The organism is Kribbella alba, from assembly GCF_039529635.1.
Classification (GTDB): Bacteria; Actinomycetota; Actinomycetes; order Propionibacteriales; family Kribbellaceae; genus Kribbella; species Kribbella alba.
This window is the reverse complement of record NZ_BAAANE010000006.1, coordinates 196,501-217,901: the sequence shown is the minus strand read 5'-3', so window position 1 is coordinate 217,901 and position 21,401 is coordinate 196,501. Positions and strand designations below refer to the sequence as shown.

16 protein-coding genes are annotated in these 21,401 nt (G+C 66.7%); 13 read left to right on the top strand and 3 right to left on the bottom strand.

Going from position 1 to position 21,401, the window contains the following annotated elements:
• Positions 1 to 790: 790 nt before the first annotated feature.
• The 9 genes from ABD210_RS17875 to ABD210_RS17835 all read left to right on the top strand — a co-directional run bounded on the left by ABD210_RS17875 (position 791) and on the right by ABD210_RS17835 (position 12,257).
• Complete coding sequence (locus tag ABD210_RS17875; RefSeq protein ID WP_344112726.1) at positions 791 to 1,597, top strand: conjugal transfer protein; 807 nt, start codon at positions 791 to 793, stop codon at positions 1,595 to 1,597.
• A gap of 25 nt (positions 1,598 to 1,622) precedes the next feature.
• Complete coding sequence (locus tag ABD210_RS17870) at positions 1,623 to 1,907, top strand: hypothetical protein (protein ID WP_344112725.1); 285 nt, start codon at positions 1,623 to 1,625, stop codon at positions 1,905 to 1,907.
• Positions 1,907 to 2,467, top strand: a complete 561-nt coding sequence (locus ABD210_RS17865; RefSeq protein ID WP_344112724.1) for a hypothetical protein — start codon at positions 1,907 to 1,909, stop codon at positions 2,465 to 2,467. Before ABD210_RS17870 ends, ABD210_RS17865 begins: the two co-directional genes overlap by 1 nt.
• A complete protein-coding gene (locus tag ABD210_RS17860) occupies positions 2,467 to 5,469 on the top strand; it encodes an ATP-binding protein (protein ID WP_344112723.1) in 3,003 nt (1,000 codons plus the stop codon). The genes ABD210_RS17865 and ABD210_RS17860 overlap by 1 nt, the downstream gene beginning before the upstream one ends.
• The gene (locus tag ABD210_RS17855; RefSeq protein WP_344112722.1) at positions 5,466 to 7,448 is read left to right on the top strand and encodes a TrbL/VirB6 family protein; all 1,983 of its coding nucleotides are present in this window, start codon (positions 5,466 to 5,468) and stop codon (positions 7,446 to 7,448) included. The genes ABD210_RS17860 and ABD210_RS17855 overlap by 4 nt, the downstream gene beginning before the upstream one ends.
• Before the next feature lie 72 nt (positions 7,449 to 7,520).
• Complete coding sequence (locus tag ABD210_RS17850; protein WP_344112721.1) at positions 7,521 to 8,270, top strand: hypothetical protein; 750 nt, start codon at positions 7,521 to 7,523, stop codon at positions 8,268 to 8,270.
• 81 nt (positions 8,271 to 8,351) lie between these two features.
• Positions 8,352 to 9,443, top strand: coding sequence for a VldE C-terminal domain-containing protein (locus ABD210_RS17845; RefSeq protein WP_344112719.1), 1,092 nt, complete (start codon positions 8,352 to 8,354; stop codon positions 9,441 to 9,443).
• 106 nt (positions 9,444 to 9,549) lie between these two features.
• Complete coding sequence (locus ABD210_RS17840) at positions 9,550 to 10,605, top strand: M48 family metalloprotease (protein ID WP_344112718.1); 1,056 nt, start codon at positions 9,550 to 9,552, stop codon at positions 10,603 to 10,605.
• On the top strand, positions 10,602 to 12,257 hold the full coding sequence (locus tag ABD210_RS17835; protein WP_344112717.1) for a type IV secretory system conjugative DNA transfer family protein: 1,656 nt from the start codon (positions 10,602 to 10,604) through the stop codon (positions 12,255 to 12,257). The genes ABD210_RS17840 and ABD210_RS17835 overlap by 4 nt, the downstream gene beginning before the upstream one ends.
• A gap of 552 nt (positions 12,258 to 12,809) precedes the next feature.
• Here the strand turns inward: ABD210_RS17835 and ABD210_RS17830 are convergent.
• The gene (locus tag ABD210_RS17830) at positions 12,810 to 13,916 is read right to left on the bottom strand and encodes a winged helix DNA-binding domain-containing protein (RefSeq protein WP_344112716.1); all 1,107 of its coding nucleotides are present in this window, start codon (positions 13,914 to 13,916) and stop codon (positions 12,810 to 12,812) included.
• Entirely contained in the window at positions 13,913 to 15,016 is a 1,104-nt protein-coding gene (locus ABD210_RS17825) for a winged helix DNA-binding domain-containing protein (RefSeq protein WP_344112715.1), read from the bottom strand. Before ABD210_RS17825 ends, ABD210_RS17830 begins: the two co-directional genes overlap by 4 nt.
• A 224-nt stretch (positions 15,017 to 15,240) precedes the next feature.
• Here ABD210_RS17825 and ABD210_RS17820 point away from each other — a divergent pair, with 224 nt between their 5' ends.
• The 4 genes from ABD210_RS17820 to ABD210_RS17805 all read left to right on the top strand — a co-directional run bounded on the left by ABD210_RS17820 (position 15,241) and on the right by ABD210_RS17805 (position 20,436).
• Complete coding sequence (locus ABD210_RS17820; protein WP_344112714.1) at positions 15,241 to 16,749, top strand: M36 family metallopeptidase; 1,509 nt, start codon at positions 15,241 to 15,243, stop codon at positions 16,747 to 16,749.
• Positions 16,750 to 16,796: 47 nt separating this feature from the next.
• On the top strand, positions 16,797 to 17,708 hold the full coding sequence (locus ABD210_RS17815) for an oxidoreductase (RefSeq protein WP_344112713.1): 912 nt from the start codon (positions 16,797 to 16,799) through the stop codon (positions 17,706 to 17,708).
• A gap of 84 nt (positions 17,709 to 17,792) precedes the next feature.
• Entirely contained in the window at positions 17,793 to 19,376 is a 1,584-nt protein-coding gene (locus ABD210_RS17810; protein WP_344112711.1) for a CocE/NonD family hydrolase, read from the top strand.
• A 154-nt stretch (positions 19,377 to 19,530) separates the two neighbouring features.
• On the top strand, positions 19,531 to 20,436 hold the full coding sequence (locus ABD210_RS17805) for an aldo/keto reductase (protein WP_344112710.1): 906 nt from the start codon (positions 19,531 to 19,533) through the stop codon (positions 20,434 to 20,436).
• Here the strand turns inward: ABD210_RS17805 and ABD210_RS17800 are convergent.
• Positions 20,433 to 21,308 carry a hypothetical protein gene (locus tag ABD210_RS17800; protein WP_344112708.1) on the bottom strand — a complete coding sequence of 292 codons (876 nt, stop codon included), beginning with the start codon at positions 21,306 to 21,308 and terminating at the stop codon, positions 20,433 to 20,435. The genes ABD210_RS17805 and ABD210_RS17800 overlap by 4 nt on opposite strands.
• Positions 21,309 to 21,401 lie beyond the last annotated feature (93 nt).

Genomic DNA, 21,401 nt, shown 5'->3' with positions numbered 1-21,401 from the left:
CTGTCTTTTACCATGTTGTTCGCACGGATTTTCGAACCTGTCGGGTCCATGTGGCATGGTTTGCGCTGCCTGATCGAGCAGATCCGGCATGGGAGAGGAGCTATGACGACGGCACCGAAGATGTCAGGCTTGGAGTCGAGGTGTGCAGCTACCCCCGAGTGGGGTAACAGTATGGCTGCGGGGAGCGATGGAGCATCCGGATCCTGGTCTCAGGACTCCCGGTGGACAGTTGCTTGCCGTATTCTCCCGGCTACTGTCCGCATAACTGCTGTCTGAGGGGCGGGTAGCGATGAGTTGGTGGCGAACGTTGCTGAATCTGCCGCCAAAAGGTGAGCACTGGGCGGACCAGCGGCGCACGAAGAAAACGGGCAAAGGACGCCCGCAGAACACCGCACCGGAGTGGTGGTCCCACCCCGATGGACCGGTGTCACCCACGCCTCGGCAGGCGCAGGGAGTAGCAGCGCAGTACAGCGCACCCCCGGCCCCGCCGGGCGGCGTCATGGCGCCACCTCGTCGACCCCAGTCACCAAACCCCCGTACTGCGGGGCCGGGTCCGGCCCCGGCTGCTGGTCCGGGGCAGGCTCCTGGTCCGGGGCAGGCTCCTCGTCCCGCCGAGGCCCCGGGGGTCAGACCACCCGAGCGGCTCCGGCAGAGATCCACCCACGGAACGCAGGGGGCAACCCAGCCGCTGCGGGGTCCACTCGAGCCCGGCCAGACTCCTTGGGCGACCGAGCCCGAGTCCTCTTTCTCCACCTGGGCCCGGCGGTTCTTCCGCGGCCTGGTGGTGGCGGTGTTGCTGCTGGCCGCCGCCAGCGGAGTACGGTCCTGGATCCGTCCGAACAGCGCGCCCTCGACCGTGGTCACCGGCCAGTCGACCTTCCCGGTCAACGAGGCCCGCGCGGTCGGGACCAGGTATGCGGTGTCGTACCTGAACTGGGACGAGCGCAACCCGGACAGCCGGTCCACCGCGCTCGGCCTGGATCTCGCGGCCGGGCTCGACACCCGGGCCGGCTGGAGCGGGCGCGGAGTACAGACCGCCAATGCGGCCTACCCAGGTGAGGTCACGGTCGATCCGGGCGGCGTCACCGCGCAGGTGGACGTGCGGGTGCAGGTGCGCGCGTTCACTCAGGTCGGTCGCAACTGGCTCGCCGCTGCCTACAGCTGGCGGCGGTTGTCGGTGCCGGTAGCCCGGACGGCGTCGCGCGTCGTGGCCACCGGTCCGCCCACCTTCGTCTCCGACCCGCGGGTCGCACTGCCCGACAACATGCCGGAGGCAGGCGTCCCTGACGACGACCTGACCGCGGCGACGCTGAAGGATGCCGAGGCCTTCTTCAGCGCGTATGCCGAGTCCGACGCCAAGGTCGCCGCGGTGACCGCACCGGGTGCGGCCATCAGCAGCCTGAACGGCGCCGTCAAGCTCGATCAACTCAAGGACTGGCAGGTTTACACCGGAAACGAAGACGAGCGTCGGGCGACGGCGTCCGTCACCTGGGACGGCGCCGGGGACACCACCCTCGACCAGACCTATTCGCTCACGCTTCGGCGCAGCGTCGCCGCGGACGGGGCACAACGATGGCAAGTGGCTGCCGTCGGATGACATCGGCAACAAGGGAGATACCGCAATGACGACGAACCAACTGGCCGCGAGCGTGGTGGAGCTCGCCGCGCCACTGGCTGCCAACGTCCCGACGGGCGCGGATTTCAAGGACTGGGTCCTGGTCATCGCGGGGAACATCTTCATCGCCATCCTCGTGCTGCGCGCGATCGGCCACTACTTCAAGCGCGAGTGGGGCGAGCTGTTCGGCCACCTCGCCGCCGGCGTCCTCGTCGGCGGGCTGATCTACGCCAACAACCAGACGATCAACGTGCTCAAGGGTTTCTGGGGATTGCTGTCCGGAGGTAATTGATGCGAGTCGGCCGGACCCTGACCCACCACTTCGAGATCGAGACCCGGCAGTACGACCTGCTGGGGGTCGACCTCGGAGAAGGCGCCCGTCGACGGATGATCATCTTCGGTGCGGTGATCATCCTCGTCTGGATAGCGTTGCTCGTCCCCTTCATCGGGATGCCCAAGAAACCCACCGTCAGCCTGTACGTCGTCCCGCCGTTCGTGATCACCGCGTTCGGCTGGCGTGCGGGCAAGCACCATGAACGCCGCCGCCGCGTGACCGAGTGGGCGCTCGCCGTCCGCTATGCGTTGCGCGCCCACCGCCCGATCATCGGACTCGGCGCCCGGGCCGCCGACAAGACGGAGTACCTGCCATGGCGTGAGCGCGTCGCGACCCAGAAGGTGGCCAACCTGGCACGGGCCAGGGTGACCCCGGAGTGGGAACGCGAGGTCGTGGTGGAGATCGACCCCCAGGTCCGCGCGGGTGCGGACATCACTGTGAATCAACGGGCCCGCCTGCTGGGGGCGGATCACGTTCAGAGGGTCAGTCGCAGGACATCGTCGGGGAAGAGGAACTGATGAAGATCGCTGACAAGCTCCTCAATCTGGTCGGGATCGGCCGGGACCGCGGCCTGCCACCGCCACGCCTGGTGGCCATCGCCGACGGGCTCCTGGTGACCGAGCGCAACGCCGAGGCCTGGTTCCTGATCTCGGTGGCCAACACCGACCTGGCCACCGAGGCCGAGCAGGACGCCGCCCTGGACGCCGCGGTGAGTGCCGCCGCGACCATCCTCGGCGACCGGCTCAGCCACCTGAAGGTGGTCTGGGGCCGCTCGACAGGCCAGGACTACATCGACAGCGTCGCGGGCCACTACCGGCTCGGCGACCACGAGGCCTGGGCGCAGACCCGGGCGGACCGGATCGACGAGATGCGGATGCCCGAGCGGTACGTCGCGCTCGGTGTGCACCTCAGCGACCGTGATCCCCGAGCCACCGCGCAGGTTCGCGGCTCGATCAGCGACGCCCTCGGCACCACCTCGTGGCGGGTCAGCGCCCGTGAGCTCGCGCACCTGGACGAGCGGGTCCGCAAACTCGGCCGCCAGCTCGCCTCCACTGTCTGGCGCGCCCACACGGCACCCGCCGAGGTGATCTCCTGGCTGATCAGCCGCGAGATGCACCGCGGGGCAGTGGCCGCACCTCGCCGTGGCCTGATCACCGGCGCCTCGCTGGCCCGGTTGACCTCGGGCCGCGTCGTGCCCTACACCGACCACCTGCGCATCTATGACACCCGCGGCCAGGTCGCGGCGTACACGACCGTGCTCGCGATGACCGACTTCCCCGAGGAGCTGGAGACCCCCGGCGCCGGGGAGTGGCTGCGGACGCTGAGCGAGATCAAGGCGATCGACGACGACGGCGACGAGATCGACGTGACCGTCGAGGCGTCCGTCCGGTTCCGGGTGCTGACCAAGAAGACCGCGCGCCACCTCGTCGACGAGACCCGCAAGAGCGCCAAGGAACAACGCCGCTCGGCCGCGAAGGGCACCGCCGAGGAGACCGCCGACGAGATCGTCGAGACCGAGCGGGTGATGCGCGAGGTCAAGCGCGACATCAATCGCAGCGGCCTCACCCTGGTCGAGGACCACCCCCGCCTGCTGGTCAGCGCGGACACCCGCGAGGACCTGGAGACGTACGTCGACGCCGTCGTCGCGCACTACGCCGACCGCGGCATCACCGTGGCCGCGGGCGCCGACGAGCAGCGCGACCTCTGGCTGGAATCCCTGCCAGGTGACCAACTTCGTGTGCCCGACCTCGGACACGTCCGCGAGTCCACCGCGTTCTTCGGCTCCTGGTTCTGGGGCGGCGCCTCGATCGGTGACGCGACCGGTCCTTCGATCGGGTACCTGACCGGATCCACCCCCGGCCTGGTTCGCTTCGACGCCGCCGCTGGTTCGGCTCTCGGTGACGCGACCACCACCTTGTTCCTGGGCCGCTCAGGTCGAGGAAAGACCACGGCCGCGATGCTGGGCGGCCTTGATTCCGCCTTCGCCGGCGCGTGGGTGCCCTTGCTGGATCTCAAGGGCGACGCCGCGGGCGTATCCGCCGTGGCCGCTGAGTACGGCGTGCCGACTGCTGTCATCGAGATCACCGCCCAGTTCTCCGGTGCCGCGGACCTCCTGCGCGTCTTGCCCGTCGACGACGCCCTGCTGCAGGCTCCTTCGCAGTTGATGCTGCTGCTTCCGCCACACCTCCGCGGTGCCGCCGAAGCACCAGTCATGGCCGCGACCCGGGCCGAGATCCAGTCGCCCGATCCTTCTTCCTGGGGTGTCATCCAGCGCCTCTGCGCGTCGGAGTCGGAGACCACCCGAACGGTCGGATTCGCGCTTCGCGACCTGGTGGAGACTGGGCTTGGCTCGGTCGTCGCAGGTCCGCCCTCCGGCCTGTCGTCGTTGACGACCAACCCGGGCCTCTGGGTCGTCCAGATGCCGGGCCTGACCCTGCCTTCCCCCGAATCGGCGCCGGAATCATGGTCCCCGATCGAACGTGTAGGCATGGCCTGCCTCCGCGGTTGCCTCGCCTGGATGGTCCGTACCACGGGTCGCCGGGAGTTCCGCGGCCGCTCCAAGGTCGTGATCGTGCCCGAGGTCCACCTGCTCACCAAGACGCCGGACGGCGCGAGCTTCCTGGACTACATCGCGCGTGTCGGCCGTGCCCTCGGCGCCTCCCTGGTGCTGGACACCCAGGACCCGGCTTCGATCCTGAAACTGCCAGGTCTGGTCGAGCAGATCACCACCCTGTTCGCGTTCAGCCTTCGCTCCCGCGAACAGGTCGACTCGCTCCTGGAACTTCTCGGCCGCCCGCAGACCCCGCCGTACCAGACGCTCGTCCGCGGCATCAACACCGCCGCCAACGGGAAGAGCATCCGCCACGGCCACTGCATCATGAGGGACCGCTGGGACGAGGTCGCGACCGTGCAGATCGACATCCCGAGCCAGCGCGTCGCCGAACTCCTCCGCACCACCCCCGAGAGCGAACACGACCTCGAGCCGACCGTCCCGATCCTGCCCCCGTACGAGGAGCCGGACCCCTTCGCGGACGACGACGAGTTCGACGACGCCATCCTCCCCGAACCAGCCGCCCAGGCCCACGCCCAAGCCCAGGCCCACACCCAAGAACCACCCCAGCCACCCGCCCAGGACCAGCCGGCCCCGTCGCCGCACCCTGAACCAGCACCCGCCGCCCAACACCAGCCACCTCAAGAGCACCCAGCCGCGCCCGCCCAGCCCAGCCCGACACCCGCGCCACAGCACATGATGGCGCCGGGGCAGCCCACAACGGCACCTGCCCACAACGGATCGGCGCCTACACAGCACCAGCCGACAGTGGCCCAACAAAACGGCTCAGCCCCCGCCCCGGCAGCCCCGAACGGCCACGACCGCAGCCACTCCGGTCGCTACGACGAGCCGATCGGCCCCGACGAGGTCTACGACCAAGAGGCCGACGAAGCCGCCTACAACGAAGCCATGTACCCCGCCACGGTCGAGGACGCCGCCACCCCCGGCAAGAAGGAGCACGTCGCATGAGATGGTCGCGCCGCATCCGAACGGCGCTCACCGTCCTAGCCATCTCCTTCATCGTCACCACTCAGATAGCCCTGGCCGCCGACCCCAACTCCGGCCCCACCAACCCCACCGGCTTCGGCGATCTCCTCCCCACCCCCGACCTAACCCACGGCGACACCCGAACCCTCTTCGAGCAATACACGCCGATGGCATACAGCCTCGATTTCGAAGGCAGCTTCAGCGATCCTTTCCGGCCGGTCTTCAACTCATTCGCGCAGATGCTGATGCTGTACATCGTCGCCGCTACACGCGCGGCGATCGCGATCGGCTGGTGGCTGTTCTCGTTTACTGACATCCGGCCGCTGATGGACTCGACCACTCATGCGATCGGAGATGTCAGCACCCAACTCACCGGCTGGCTGTTGCCGTCGGCCCTCGCGCTGGGCGCGATCGCCGCCTACGTCCAACGCAGGTCGAATGGCTCTGCGATGGGACAGCTCGTCTGGGTCTTCGCAGCGGGGTTGCTGGCGATCAGCTTGGCGATGGGGCCCGCCACCTGGCTGAAGGGTGTCGACGGGGCTCGCCAAGTCGGTGCTCAGACTGTCATGGGAGCATCCGGCCAGGTCGTCGGCGGCACGATGAAAACACCGATCGAAATGCCTGAGCCTGCGTTCTCAGGCACGGCGCGGGACACGATGCTCAGGAAGTCAGGAGATTCCGCCTGGCGCGGCTTTGCTGCCACGCCGTGGTGTATCGCGGAGTTCGGGTCTCTGGAGGCCTGCAAGCGGTATGGCAAGGGGATGCTCGACGTCGGAATCGACTCGAGTGCTCGTATGGACTACATCAAGAACGACGTCGCGAAGGCAGAGGGCGGCGGTGACACAGCCACGGTGAAATGGGCGAAGGGTGAGAATCCTTTCGGCCGGATCGGTGTGCTGATCATCGCAGCGGTCGCAGCGACCTTGTTCGCGTTCTTGAACATAGGACTTGCAGCGACAGCGCTGATGGCATTCGTGGGGTGTCTGGTGATGCTGGTGGTCGGCGTCGTCTTCGCGTGCCTGTTCATCATTCCTGGGCGGTCACGGCAATGGGGGATGAACTGGCTCGAGGCGTTGCTGGGACTGGTCCTTCAATCAGTGGCAGCGATGCTTGTCTTCGGAGTCGCCCTTTCGTTGATGACCGCGGTCTTCAGCCTCAGCCAGAGTCTGGGCTGGTTGCCGGTCACCGGTCTGGCCTTGGTAGTGCTCATTGCCGCATTCCGCCTGAGGCGTCTACTTGAGTCATTGACCACCATGATGCGGCCGGGAGTAGGCAGCATGATGATGGGCTCCTACGCACGCCGCGGCGCGGTTCAAGCGGTACGTCGGGTCATGACTGCGATCCGCAGTCGTGGATCTGCTCCCGAGGTGTCAGAACGCCAGAGGGAACGGGGGCGGTCATCCGAAGGAGGGGAGCCGGGGGAGCGCACAGACACGACTCGGATCTATCGAACGATGCCCAGTCCTGGCGCTGGTCGTGTGCAGCAAGCCGATGTCGATGAGCGATCGCCCGAGAAGCCCGGCCGGGCAGGGAGTCCAACCAGACCAGGTGTCGGCGGATCCAGCAACCGGCCTACGGGTCGTCGGAGTACGGTTGGCGGCCTATCAGGCGGCGTCGCTGCCCCAGTTTCAGCCGGTGGACAGTCAGCCTCAAGCCGCGTGTCGAGGGACATCTACCAGGGCGGCACCTTCGAGCAGGGCAAGTCGACGGTCGGTTCGAGCAGAAACTCGACGGAGCGAAGCTCCGGGCGTCATGCCAAGCAGTCACTAACCGCTGCACAACTGCGTCAGGGCGGTTACGAGCCGCGGCGGCATGTGCACTCAGCCAGCCTCAGGGAAGGGCCTGCCAAGGTCGCGCGGGAAGTGCGTAAGCCTGCGGTCTCACAGCCGAAGCGCTTCCGCGAATACTCGGCTGCGAGGAGCAGTGGGCCAACCAGCCATCGGTCTCCAGGCGGGCGGTGATCCGGCGTGGGCTCACGGTCAGGACGCGGCGAGGGGAACCGGAAAACCTCGTCTGATGGCGATGATCTTTGGATGACCACTCCTGCAGAGGAGGCACCAGGGCATCGGTCTCGGAGGCAACGTCGGCGGGACGACGCTGCCAAGCAGCGGGCCATGCTGCGCGATCAGCGGCAGAACGAGCCGGCCAGTCCGGTCGGTGTCATCGCTGTGATCATCCTGCTCGCGATCCTCGTGCTTGGTATCGGCGGTGGGTTGCCGCGCCTGCTCAAGGGCGACTCCGGCGACCAGGGACCTGTTGGGTTGTTGACCCCCGCGGCGTCCGGAACCAACGTGCCTGAACCCACGCAAGCGGCGACATCCACGGATGGTTCGACCGGTACCCCTTCCAACAGCACACCTCCGATCCAGACGGAAAGGCCGGGAGCAGCGGAGACCGCGTCCGCCAACCAGATCGCGACGAGTTGGGCCAACCTGTTCTACACGCGGACACCGGCGGCTGAAACCTACGAGCAGCTGGTCGATCGAGCGGCGCAGTTCACGACGTCAGAATTGGCATCCAGCTTCACTAGTGCAGGTGACGCGACCTACGAGGCTCTGTCGGCGGCGGGTGGGGCATCGAAGGTGTTATCAGTATCAGTCGTGGCTCCACGGCCTGATACGGCTCCGGTGGACACGCCGACCAGAATCACCAGGCTCGTCACAGTCAGAGTCGCCACGACCGGCAAGGGTGCTGGCCAGTTCGACGTTCCTCTGTTGGTGACCGTGATTCCGGAGGGCCAACGGTGGGTCGTGAGTGCTGTCAACGGCGGGACCGGCCCATGAACGCAGACAACCTCGGCGAGCGAGATGTATAGCGCGAGGGACCTGGCGCAGGCGTCCGGCCTGGGCGCTGCGAAGGGCGCCATGACCAAAGTCGCTGCAATCGGGGGCTTCATCGTTCTGATGGTCGTCGTCATGCTGGCTCCGTTCGGAGCCAGAGGGGATCAGGTCAGTGCAGCATGTCCTCCAGGCGCGCCGGGAGGCGCGAACGATCCGCAGCCCACGGGGCCTCTTCGCGTTATTCAGGTCGCCTACGCGAGGATCATCGACGGGGTGGCAGTCTCTCGAGGCCTGCCTGGCCAGGCCACCTTGGTCGCCCTGATGACAGCCCTACAAGAATCGCAATTGCAGAATCTCTCCTACGGGGACAGAGACTCTGTCGGCCTTTTCCAGCAACGACCGTCCGCCGGATGGGGAACAGTCGCGCAGATCAGGGACCCGGTCTATGCGGCGGAAGCATTCTTCGGCGGTGACAAACCGCCAAGCCCGCCGGGCCTCGTCGACATCAATGGCTGGGAATCGATGCCCTACACGGTTGCGGCACAGGCCGTCCAAGTATCGGCTTTCCCCGACGCGTATGCACGCCAAGAAGACTCGGCACGCAGCATCGCAGAAGAGGCAGGCATCGACCTGAACAGGCCTGGCGACCCCTACGCGGGCCGATCCGGAGCTCACCCGGCACCATCCGCCGCGCCGCCGTCGGCGGTGGCAGCAGCTGCACAGTGCGGCGGCGGGTTGACGAACGGAAAACCTATCGCCGGTACCTGGCCTCCCGAGGTTCAGTCGGTTCCCGATCCGACCGGTACTGGCGGCATGCTGACGCCCCGAACGGCGGCCTGGGTTGCGAAGGCTCGCACAGCCCTCCAGAACCTGAGCATGTCCTGTTGGGACGCCCACCTGTGGAATCCGACCAGTGATCATCCCAAGGGAAAGGCTTGTGATGTGATGGTCGGCGCGGATGGTCGCAAGTCTGCGTCTGCGCGTACCAAGGGCGATCAAGTCGCGAACTGGACACTACAAACCGCCGGCACCACCGGTGTTCGTTACGTCATCTGGTACGGCAGGATCTGGAGTGCGCGCACTGGTCAATGGCGACCGTACAACGGTGGCGGTGTCTACAATCCCTCGGATGCAACCGGCGGCCACTACGACCACGTGCACGTGTCGATGTACTGACTCGCGTGCATGAGAGAGGCCTGGGTGAAGACGTGGGTCGAGTACCGTGTGGGTCACAGCGAAAGGATGTCCGGAGTGCAGCCGTCCGAAGGGTCGAGGAGGTCCGATGAGCGGATCTGATGGCCCCGACGACAAGCCGGGTTCGTTCTCGCCAGATGATTGGCAGCCGCCGCGCCGACAGGATGGCGGTGGCGCCCCCGATGCCCCCGATCTCGCTCCGGGGTCCTTCTCGTCAGCCGACCCGCGACCGCCGATGCCGGCCACTTCCCAGGGGCCGAGAATGTCGGTGCCGTCAGCAGCCGAATTGCTGCTCGGCCTCCCCTGGGCGCTGTGGAGCTTCGGTGTCGTCGCCTGGATCGCGGCTCTGCTGTTCGACGGCGTTTGGGCCGTGCTGTTGGTGGTCCTCTGGATCTTGTCAGGATTGGTGATCTTCTGGGCGCCGATGGAGGACTATCTCGCCAAGTACCTCTTCCGACTGCGACGGCCAACAGCGCTGGAGCAGCAGAAACTCGAAATTGCCTGGCGGGCTGTGTGCTCGCGCCTAAACATCAATCCGCAGTACTACAAATTGTGGGTTGAGGAGTCCGACAGTATCAATGGGTTCGCCATGGCAGGCAGGTCGATCGCGGTGACCCGGTGGGCGCTCAACGTCTTGTCGCCCCGGCAACTACAGGCCGTTCTGGCCCACGAGTTGGGCCATCACCGAGGCGGACATCCGTGGGCCGGGTTGGTGGCGTTCTGGTACGCGTTACCGGGTCGGGCGTTGGTGGCGCTGGTGCGCAGCGCTTTCAGAAGGGCGGCGCAGGTGCCAGCGCTCGGATGCTTGATCGGAGCGGTGGTGTTCCTCGGCCTTGGCGGCTTGTTCCTGAACTCCCTTTGGTTCCACCACGGCTTCGGCTGGGTGTTCTACTCAATGCTGCCGATCATCGTGCCCATACCGCTGGCGTGGTTCAGCAGACGCGGCGAGTTGATGGCAGATCAGGTCGCAGCACAGCTTGGCTATGGCCGTGACACTGTCGCCATGCTGTACGACCTTCAGGCCCAGGGCGAGGATGTCGCCAGACGTGCTGCGGGCTGGCGTGGGGCTCTCTACTCGACTCATCCGTCTGTTGCTGATCGCATTACTGCCCTCGAGCGCTACCTCCAGAGCAGCGGATCATGAACAAGCGCTTCCCGCAGCTTGATGCTGTCAAGAAGAAGCTGGCCGCCCTAGCGGAGGCCATTTCCCACCCGCCTGACGAGATCTCGCACCCCGTCCCCGTTGTCAGCACTCAACCCTGGGAGTCGATCAGGAGTTCGCAGCCCGCTCTGGCAAGTCAACTCGACCAGTTGGCGGCAGCTGCTGACTTCGGAGATGTCGACCGCGCGCGGATCGCCTTCGCACTTCGGCAGACGGCCGCAGACCCCGCAAGCCTGGAGCGGCTCGCCCGGGCAATCGAGGCGGATCGCAGTGCGGCGCTCGTTCATCCTTCGCGGCAACGCGACCTACCGGGCGCTCGCTTCGCGAGACACAACCTGCTTGCCGGGCAAGTTCGCCTTGGTGAGGTGGTGCCGGACCACCGGAGTGACTTCGAGATCACCGGGGACTTCGGCATTGACCTGGATGTGCTGAGGACATCGATGCTCGTCATCGGGCCGCCAGGATCGGGTAAGACTCGTGGCATCGCTACTCCGATCGTGGAGCATCTGTCGCTGGCGGCGCTAGCGGGGAAGGCGAGCATGGTCGTCGTCGACCCGAAGTCGACGGACTTCGCGTATGACGGATGGTTCGATGTCACGATCGACCCGTTGAATCCGACCTGTGGGTTCAGCCTCTTTGGTGGGTCTCGCACTGCCGACGTTGCAGCTGACCGGCTGGCATCGGCCTTGCTGCCGCCCCAGGTCAGCGACGACAAGGCGTACTTCATCGACGCCTCGAAGAACGCCTTGTATGCCTGCCTGGCGCCATTCGAAGCTGCCTACGAACGCTGGCCGACGGTGCCGGAGTTACTCGGGCTGCTTCGAGCGGAGCAGTCGTCGATAGATCGGGTCAAGGAACGCCTCAAGGGGCCTGGATCCAAAGAGCTGAAGGCTCTTCTCGATACTCGCAAGAACCAGACGCAGCGGACGGCGGATCCGGCAGCCAGCTTGGTCGAGAGGTTCGCCTTGCTTGACCGGCCTGCCCTGCGCAGGCTGCTCGATCACCCAGGCCCCACGTTCCAGATGCGCGATCTCAGCAGACCTGTCCGCGTGCGGGTGGCGCTGCCAGAGGCGGAATACCCGGATGCGTCCCGCATCCTGGCAAGGCTCGTGGTCTCACAGTTCGTCCAGATCACCTCGTCCTCCGAGACCGACCGCTCGATCTTCAAGGCGTTGGTGATCGACGAGGCTGGTCGGTTCGTTGATGACTATGTCGCCCGGGGCGTGCAGAAGCTCCGATCGAACAATGCCGGGTTGGTGCTGCTGTCGCAGACCATGTCGGACTTCCCGATCGAGGTGCGAGCGACAATCTTCGGATCGACCGGATGTAAGGCAGTCTTCGGCGGCATTGATCCGCAAGACGCCGACGTGTTCTCGCGATGGTTCGGCGACCAGTACGTGACCGAGACGACGATCAACCGGAGTGCGCAGACAGGCACGCAGTACAACCAGTTCGGGATGCCGGATGGGCGGAGTCAGAGTCAGACGTCGGGATTCAGCGTGCGCCGGATTGAGCGGGCGCGGTGGACCGTGTCGGACATCATCACGGGGGTTTCGGCCGGGCACGCGCTGGTTTCGCTGGCACGGTCGAATGGCGCCCGCGTAGGCCCGGTACTCGTCAACCTTCGGGCTTAGCAGACCGCGGCGCACGGAGTTCGGTCCGTTGATGCGCCGCGGTCTCATCGGCATCATCGGTGTTCGCGCACCTCCGCCGACATCAGAACCATACCGGACGCTTAGACAGCACCGCCCGGAACTTGCCTGGCCGGTGCACCATTCGCCTTGTTAACCTGGGCGGACAGACAGAAGTACCACTCGGTGCTTTTCGTTCACTTGTGATCGATTCGCCGAGTGGTTGTTCGCGCAGCCATGGCACTCGTTCACCTGACCTAGGGAGTTCGGCCCTATGGCGTTCGCAAACACCCGCCACAGGCGCACATCTTTCGTCAAGAAAGTTGAGCGTTGGGATGCCAACTTGGTTGCCTTGACCTCGTTGTTGGTCACACTGGCTGGTTTGCTACGGCAGATCGCTCGGGTTGTCCTCATCGTGGTTGCTGCCGTGACGGTGTTCTATCCGGGGCTTTTGCCGCTCGTGGCTGCGACGTCGGCTCTGCTTCTGCAGATTCGGCGAGCGTAAGTGCGAGACGCGGACAGCTCGATCCCTTTGGGGTCGAGCTGTTCGTGCGTTCAGGGGACGCTGGCGAATTCGATCGTGTGGGATTGGGCGGTGGGGGCGAGGAAGGTCAGGAGGCGGTAGGCCTCTGCCTCTATGGCGCCGCGGTCGTGCTTGGGGATGGCGGTGAGGGGTGTGAGTTCGAGGTGGGCGGTGGACTTGGTGAGGGATGCCTTCCAGGTCGCGATGGGGAGGCCGTTGTGGAGGACGGTCGCTTTGATGATGCCGTTGTTGGTGAAGACCTTGGGGCGGTGGGCGTCGGCGAGGATACGGGTTCGGTCGGCGTGGGACAGGTAGAGGTTGTCGAATTCGGGGAGGAAGCGCACCGGGGCCGGGGTGTCCCGGTCCGGCAGTGTGATTGAGGCGAGGTCATAGAGCCGGCGGCGGGTTTCTTCGTGGGTGTAGGTGCGGAGTTGGGGGAGTAGGCGGTCGAAGATCTCGGTCAGGTGGGTCAGGCCTGACCATTGCTGCATGTCCATGGGGGAAGCCGGGCCGAAGGCGGCTAGGTAGCGGAGGACCAGGGTCTCCAGCGTGTATGGGGTGAGGGGCCGGTCCAGCCAGGACTCGAGGGTGGTGGTGATGGGCTGGCCGCCTTTGCCCCAGATGCCGCGGGGCGGAACTTGTACTCCGGCGAGGAGATCCCGCACAGCGCGGGACAATGCCGCCGGTTCGTAGCCGGGGAACTCCTCAGCAAGGGCAGCCCCGAGGTCGGGGCCGCTGAGAGGCTGAGCAGAGAGTAGGCGCCTGCCGGCGACCGCCAAGGCGTCGAGGTCGATCGTGGCGCGGAGTGGCGCGATCGTCTGGTTGGACGCCAGGCCGCGGGCGTGGACGGGCCGGGTGAGGGGATAGATGCCGAGGGCATCGGTCGCGCTGACCAGGTGGATGGTGCTTCGCATCAGCGACAGGCGGACCACCGAGCGGTCGTGCATGAGCCCGACGAGTTCCGCCGGGTCGAAGTCCACCAGCCGCGTCCAAAGACCTGTGTACGGCGCGAGCGCGGCCTGCGACTGCATCCCGACCAGCTGCTCGATCGCCTCCAGGGCGGAGGCGGGGCGACGTTCGAGCAACCATTGGCGGGACAGGGTGGCTCGGTTCAGGGCGCGCTGGCTGAGTACGGTCACCCGACGATCCTGACGTCAACGGTGGCGGCTGATGAGGCAGCGAACTCGATCAAACGCAGGCCCTCCGCCTGCACCGACGAGCGGGCACGTGCGGTCAGCTTGTCGATCGGTTCGACCTCCAGTACGGCGGACTTGTTTCCCTGCTTCTCCAGCTTCCACATCGCCGCGACGCGGCCGTCGACGAGCACGGATCCACGCGTGAGCACCTCCCGAACCAGCAACTGTGAGCGTTGCGTGTCGTCGATCCACCGGTTGCGGTCGGCGTGGGACAGCAGAAGATTGTCGTACTCCGGCAAGAACCGGGTCGGGACCGGGAGGTCGGGATCGGGGAGGGAGATGGTGGGGAGGTCGTAGAGGATACGGCCGGATTCGGCGTCGGTATAGGTACGCAGATCGAGGCGGTCGAACACCTCGGCCAGCCGGGTCAACCCCGACCAGGCTTGGGCGTCGGCGACAGAGGCGGGCCCGAACGCGGCGAGATACCGCAGTACGAGCTGGTCAAGTGAGGGCGACGCGTTCAGAGGCGAGCCGAGCCACAACTCCGCGGTGGACATCGCCGGGTTGCCGCCCTTGCCCCAGACACCGCGCGGCGGAACCTGGATCGTCGGCAACAGGCACCGTACTGCGTGCGCAAGCGAAGGTGGTTCCCGATCCGGCCATAGCGGCCCGAGGTGTTCCCGCAGTTGCACAGCGGTAGCGGGACCCGCGGCCATCAAAGCCGAACCGGCAGTGAGCACGGCGGGCAGGTCGAGGCCCTCCAGCCGCTTCCGTCCGTAGCTCTGGTTCTGGTAGATCTCCCGATCCATGCACGGTTGCACCAGCGGCCGGATCTCCAGGAAGTCCCGGCTCGACATCAGGTGGATCGTTGCCCGCATCATCGAACCGCGAACGGCTTCCCGGTCCTCCAAGAGTCCGGCGAGCTCGGAAGGTCGAAAGCCCTCCAGCCGCGACCACAGCCCGACGTACGGGGAGAGCGGGATCTGGGCCTGCATGCCGACGAGGTGCTCCACAGCGTCGAGAGCGGAAGCGGTTCGGCGTTCGATCAGCCATTGCCGCTCCAAGGTGGCGCGGTTCAGAGCTCGCAGACTCAACTTCGACATGGCTGATCCTCTCCTGTTGGCGAGGTCAACGCTAAGGCGAGAAGCGGCCAGGTTCCGTCCGCTACCAACGGCCAGCCCGGCTGATGGCCGGGGATAGATGTTTTCCCTTGCCCGCCCTTACCGACGCGGAGATTTGCTTCCCAGTGGGGCCCGGGGCCAACTAGGGTCGCGACGGACCGTAGTCGTACCGCTACGGTCGTCGTCGACACCGGGAGGGAATGCGTATGACGAAACAGGTGCAACGCCAACTAGCGGCGATCACCGCGGGTTGCGCGGCACTTGCGCTGGGAATGTCATTCACCAGCGCCGCGGGAGCAACTCCGGCCGGCACCGCCGCCGCCAACGCGGCCGTCACCAGCTCCAGTACGGCGGCACTACCGCCGAACCTCAAGCTGATCCGCACGAAGACCTCGCTGCTCGGCAAGCACTACTGGTACCAGCAAACCTTCAAGGGCCTGCCGGTGATCAACGGGTACTACGCGAAGCACATCGACAAGTTCGGCAAGGTCGTTCAGCTCTCCGACGGACGGGACGCCGTACCGGAATCGCTGGACGTGTCCGCATCGGTGCCTGCGGCAACCGCCACAAAGTCGGCCAACACCGTCGTGACGGCACGGGCCGCCCGGAACCGGATCGCGGCGCCGAACAAGGGCGTCACCACGACCCCAGCGGCAACTCAGGGCGCCGCCCAACTCGCAGTCGTCGGCGGCTCGAACGCCCGGCTGGTCTGGAACGTCACGTCGCGTTCGACCGAGGGCGTCAGCCGCTCACTGGTGGACGCCAAGTCCGGCGTGGTGGTCGAGTCCAAGGTCATCAGCGACAACGTGGACGGCAAGGGGTCCGTGTTCGACCCGAACCCGGTCGTGTCGCAGAAGAACGAGAACCTGACCGACCAGAACGACAAGAACCAGAACGAGCTGTTCCTGGCGCAGAAGAACGTGATCCTGCGCAACCTGGACGGCAGCGGCAAGCTCAACGGCACCTACGTCAACATCACGGAAGCCGCCGGCGGCGTCGCGCAGAACAAGAACAACACGTTCGTCTACCAGCGTGCCAACGGCCGCTTCGAGCAGGTGATGGCGTACTACCACGTCAACCAGACGCAGGAGTACATCCACTCGCTCGGCTTCACCGAGGTCAACAACGAGTCCCAGGACTTCTCGATCAACACGATCCCGGACGACAACTCGTTCTACGACCCGTCGGCCGACATGATCACGACCGGCACGGGTGGCGTCGACGACGCCGAGGACGCCGAGGTGATCTGGCACGAGTACGGCCACGCCATCCAGGACGACGTCGTGCCCGGCTTCGGCGAGACGATCGAGGCGGGCTCCATCGGCGAGGGTTTCGGGGACTACTGGGCCGTAACGATGTCGGTCCCGGTCAGCAAGGGCTACGACTTGCCGTGCGTGATGGATTGGGACGCCACGTCTTACACGAGCGGCCCCAAGCACTGCCTCCGCCGTACCGACACCGGCAAGACCACCGATGACATCGACGGTGAGGTGCACGACGACGGCGAGATCTGGTCGAATGCGCTGTGGGACATCAGCAAGGCGCTAGGCCGGACCAAGGCCAACAAGGTGATCCTGCAGGGCACGTTCTTCTACACGCCCGACACCACCTTCGCGGCGGCTGCAAAGGTGACCGTGCAGTCCGCTCGCCTGCTCTACGGCAAGGCCGCGGCCGACCAAGTCACCCAGGCCTTCAAGGCCCGCAAGATCCTCTGACAGCAAACCGACAAACCAGCTCATGCGCCCAGCGCTACTGTGGGCGCATGAGCTGGAGCACTGCGGACATCCCTGACCTCACCGGCCGTCGCGCCGTCGTCACCGGTGCGACCAGCGGCCTCGGTTACCAGACCGCTCTCGAACTCCTCAGACACGGCGCCGAGGTCATCGTCGCCGCGCGCAACCCGGAGAAGTCCGCCCGGGCCGCGACTGAGCTCGCCGCCGCCTCGAACCGCGACAAACCCCAGGTCCTCGATCTCGACCTGTCGGACCTGAGCAGCGTCGAGAAGGCCGCCGCGCAACTGACCGAACCGCTCGACCTCCTGGTGAACAACGCCGGCGTGATGGCAACGCCGTACCGGCAGACGGCCGACGGGTTCGAGTTGCAGGTCGGCACGAACCACCTCGGGCACTTCGCCTTCACCGCGCACTTGTTGCCGCTCCTGCTGCGAAGCGAGCACCCGCGGGTCGTGACCGTGAGCTCCTTCGTGCACAAATCCGCCCGTGGGATCAGCCAGGCCGATTTCAAGGCCGAGAACGGCTATCGCAAGTGGGACGCGTACGGGAAGTCCAAGCTCGCGAACCTGCTCTTCATGCTCGAGCTCGACCGCCGGGCGCGATCCGCCGGCTCCAACCTGCTGAGCGTCGGGGCGCACCCCGGCTACGCGCAGACCCACCTCCAGACGACCGGCCCTCAGCTCGGCGGCGTCAACCTCGAGGCCCGCGTCCTCAGCCTCGGCACGAAGCTCCTGGGCCAGTCCGCCGCGGACGGTGCCATGCCCAGCCTGTACGCCGCGACGTGGCCCGACGTGCGCCCTGGTACTTACGTCGGTCCGCGCTTCCTCGAGCAGCGCGGGGCTCCGAAGGTGGTCCAGCCGTCCAAGATCGCGCAGGACCCCGAGCTCGCCAAGCGCCTGTGGGACTGGTCGGTGGAAGCCACCGGCGTCAACCTGTTCTGACTCGCAGTATTCAGCTAGTGACACAGCGGCAACTTCCTGGTTACCCTTCGGTAAAACTGCGGAGTAACCCAGTCGGAGGTCGCCGTGCGCAGAGTCCTGCTTGCCCTTGCCGTCATCGCCGCGAGCGTCGGCCTTGCCCCGATGACGGCTGATGCCGCGCCTGGATTCAGTACGGCGTACCAGCGCATCCCCGGCGCGGGTGGCACGGAGATCGGTGCGGTGGTGCTCACTCCGACCGGCCAAGGCGCCGGCCCTTTCCCGCTGGTGGTGATGCCGTCCAGCTGGGGTGTCCCGAACGTCGAGTACGTCGGTCAGGGGTCCAAGCTCGCGACCGCCGGATTCCAGGTGATCTCGTACAGCAGTCGTGGGTTCTGGGACTCGGCCGGCGGCATCGACATCGCGGGTCCGCCGACGGTTGCCGACGTCAGCAAGATCATCGACTGGGCCGACGACAATACTCCCGCGGATACCAGCAAGGTGGCGGCCGTCGGCATCTCCTACGGCGCCGGTGTCTCGTTGATCGCGAGCGCGCAGGACCCGCGGATCAAGGCGGTCGGCGCACTCAGCGGCTGGGCGGATCTGATCGCGTCGCTCAACCCGAACGACACGGTGAACCTTCAGTCGGTCGCCGCCCTGCTTGCCCTGGGCAACCTCACCGGCAGGCCCGGCCCGGAGCTGCAGTCGCTGCAGACGAAGTTCGTCGTCGGCCGGTACGACGAGGCGATCGCGGAAGCCCAGGCGCTCGCGCCGGTCCGGTCCGCGGCGACCGTGGTCGACCGGATCAACGCGAACCGTCCGGCGATCTTCCTGGCGAACGCCTTCGAGGACTCGATCTTTCCGCCCACTCAGTACACCGACTTCTTCACCAGGCTGACCGGTCCGAAGCGGCTGCTGTTCGCCCATGGCGACCACGCGACGCCCGAGGCGACCGGGGCGATCGGCCTGCCGAACGAGACCTGGGACGAGCTCGCTCCGTGGTTGCGGCATTACCTGACCGGCGCGGACAACGGCGCTGACGGAGAGGCGCCCGTGCAGTTGAAGTCGCAGCGTGGCGTGTGGCGCGGCTACCCGAACTGGGCAGCGGTGGGATCCCCGCGTACGTCGTACTTGTCCAAGCCGGCGGGGTTGTCCCGCACCGGTGGGCTGCAGGCGAACGCCTCGACCGGGTGGTCGAACGGCATCGGTGCGGGCGTTCCGACCGTTGCCGACAGTGGAGTCGCGATCTTGTCGGGTGCCTTGCAGGGCTTGCTCTCGATCCCGACCGGGGTGGGGACACCGCTGGTCGATCGGACCTTCGCGGGGGTCTGGTCGGGACCGGCGTACAGCTCCGCAGTCGTGCTGAACGGGTCGCCGCGGCTGCACGTCACGGTCACGCCGAGCGGGCGCGACACTTCGCTCTTCGCCTATCTGTACGACGTTGATGCGCTGGGCGTCGGGTCGCTCGTCTCCCACAAGCCATTCACATTGCGCGGGGCAACTCCAGGCAAGGCTCTCCCGATCGACCTCCGGCTGGAGGCGACGAGCTGGGAGGTAGCGGCCGGCCATCACCTGGTCCTGGTCGTCGACACGGTCGACCCGCGGTACCTCGGCCGCAGCTCGCTCGGCACCACCGTCGCCTTCAGCTCGCCGGCGGGAGATCCGTCCTGGCTCAGCGTTCCAGTTACGTAGATGGAGATCAGGGGGCGCTCACAGGACCACGCAGTCTCCCTGCCACTAACTGGTGCCGGGGTGGGTCTCACCTCGGCATCGTCAATTCGAGATGCGAGGATGTCGCAAATCCCTGATCCTGGTAGTGACACCGACCAGGGATGGGAGGAGCCCGATGCCAGCTCCCAGCCATGCCGTCCCCAGCCGCGTGACCCGGAAGTTCCGCCCGCCACGATTCGGCCTGGGCGGATCCCCGATCGGCGAACTGCCCGACCCCGACGGTGACGCCCGCGCCACCGCGACCCTCGACGCGGCGTACGGAGCGGGGATCAGGTTCTTCGACACCTCACCGGCCTACGGCCTGGGCCGTTCCGAACAACGCTTCGGTACTGCGCTCGCCCGCCGCCCGCGCGGGGAGTACCTCGTGTCGACGAAGGTCGGCGGGATCGTCACGGAGCAAGGGCTGCGGACCGATTTCTCGGCCGCCGGGATCAGACAGTCCATCACCGAGAGCCTTGAGCGGCTCGCCCTGGACTCGGTTGATCTCGTCTTCCTCGAGGATCCGGGGGAGCACTGGCAGCAGGCGATCGACGAGGCCTACCCGGCGCTGCACGAGCTTCGCGAGCAGGGCGTGACGCATGCGATCGGCGCAGCCGCGGACCGTTGGGAGCTGCTCGACAGACTCGTCCGCGACACCGAGCTGGACGCGATTCTGCTGGCCGGTCAGTACTCGTTGCTCGACCAGTCCGGTCAACCGCTGCTGGATCGTTGCCAGGCCCGTGGGGTGGCAGCGATAGTGTCCGGCGTACTGACCCGGCAGGTGCTGCAGACGGACCGTTCCAAGGAGGCGGCGGACGACGTCGGCAACGTCAAGGCTCGCCGGATCGCCGCGGTCTGTGAGGGGTACGGGATCTCCCTTCCGCAGGCCGCTCTGGCCTTCCCCAGCAGGCATCCGGCCGTCACGTCGGTGTTGATCGGCGCGGCGAGTCCGGCCGAGATCCGGGCCGATGCGGCACTGGTCCGCCAGCCCGTGCCGGCCGCTCTCTGGCGCGACGAGGAACTGCGGAAGCTGATCGGCTAGAAGCGGTCGCTCGGGTCGCTGCCCGGGCTGCCAGGAGTGCCGCCAGTGGGGAACGGTCCGGTAATCGTCGCACCCGGGCTCGGCGTCACAGTGACGGTGGACGTCGGTGTGCCTGGCCCGGGGCTCGGCGAGACGGTGCCTGGGGGCGGCGTCGTCGGGGTGACCGTGACTGTCGAGGTGCCGCTCGGGGTCGGGATCACCGGGCCCGGGTCGACCTCGGGGGCATTGCGGAACAGCAGCCACGCGATCAACATCGCGAGTCCCATGATCAACGCCATCGTGACCAACGCCAGGATCAGCGCGACACGGGACGCCGGGCGCAACACGGCGGGCCAGGGCAGCGGCCAGATCCGGAACAGGCCTGGGCGGCGGCGGTTCTCCCAGTAGTGCCGGAAGTCCGGACCGCGGAACCGCCCGAGCTGCGGGACACGGTCCATCAGCACCGCGGACAGCACATCCTCACCGCGACGCTCGGCGATGATCCGCTCGTCCGAGGCCGAACTCGAGCCGTCGTCCGGGCGGACCGGCCCGAGCGCGACCCACAGGGCCAGGTCGTCGTCATCCGAGTCGTTGTGCGCCAGCACGGCTTCTGTCGGCAGTTCGTCGACCGCGGTGACGAACCGGTCCCGGGCGGCCGCGTCGTCGGCGGAACCCTCGGTCATCATCGCGACGACCGCGCGCTGGCCGCTGTCGTCACTCGCCGCGTAGAGATAGCCGGCCGCGTTCGCGCCCAGCCGGGACTGCAGCCAGAAATCGCCGACCCGCGGCGGATCCTCCGGCAGCAGCGGCAGGCCGTCCGGAACCACCCGCGCGGGCTCGCCGGCCGGGGGAGTAGCCGTCGGCGCAGCGGATCGGGACTCGGTCGCGGTCATCGCATCCAATCCAACCAGACCAGTGGTAGAGATGTCGCCCACGCCCGGCGATACGTCGTACCGGGACTCGTCACAGACTGCGATCAGGAACGC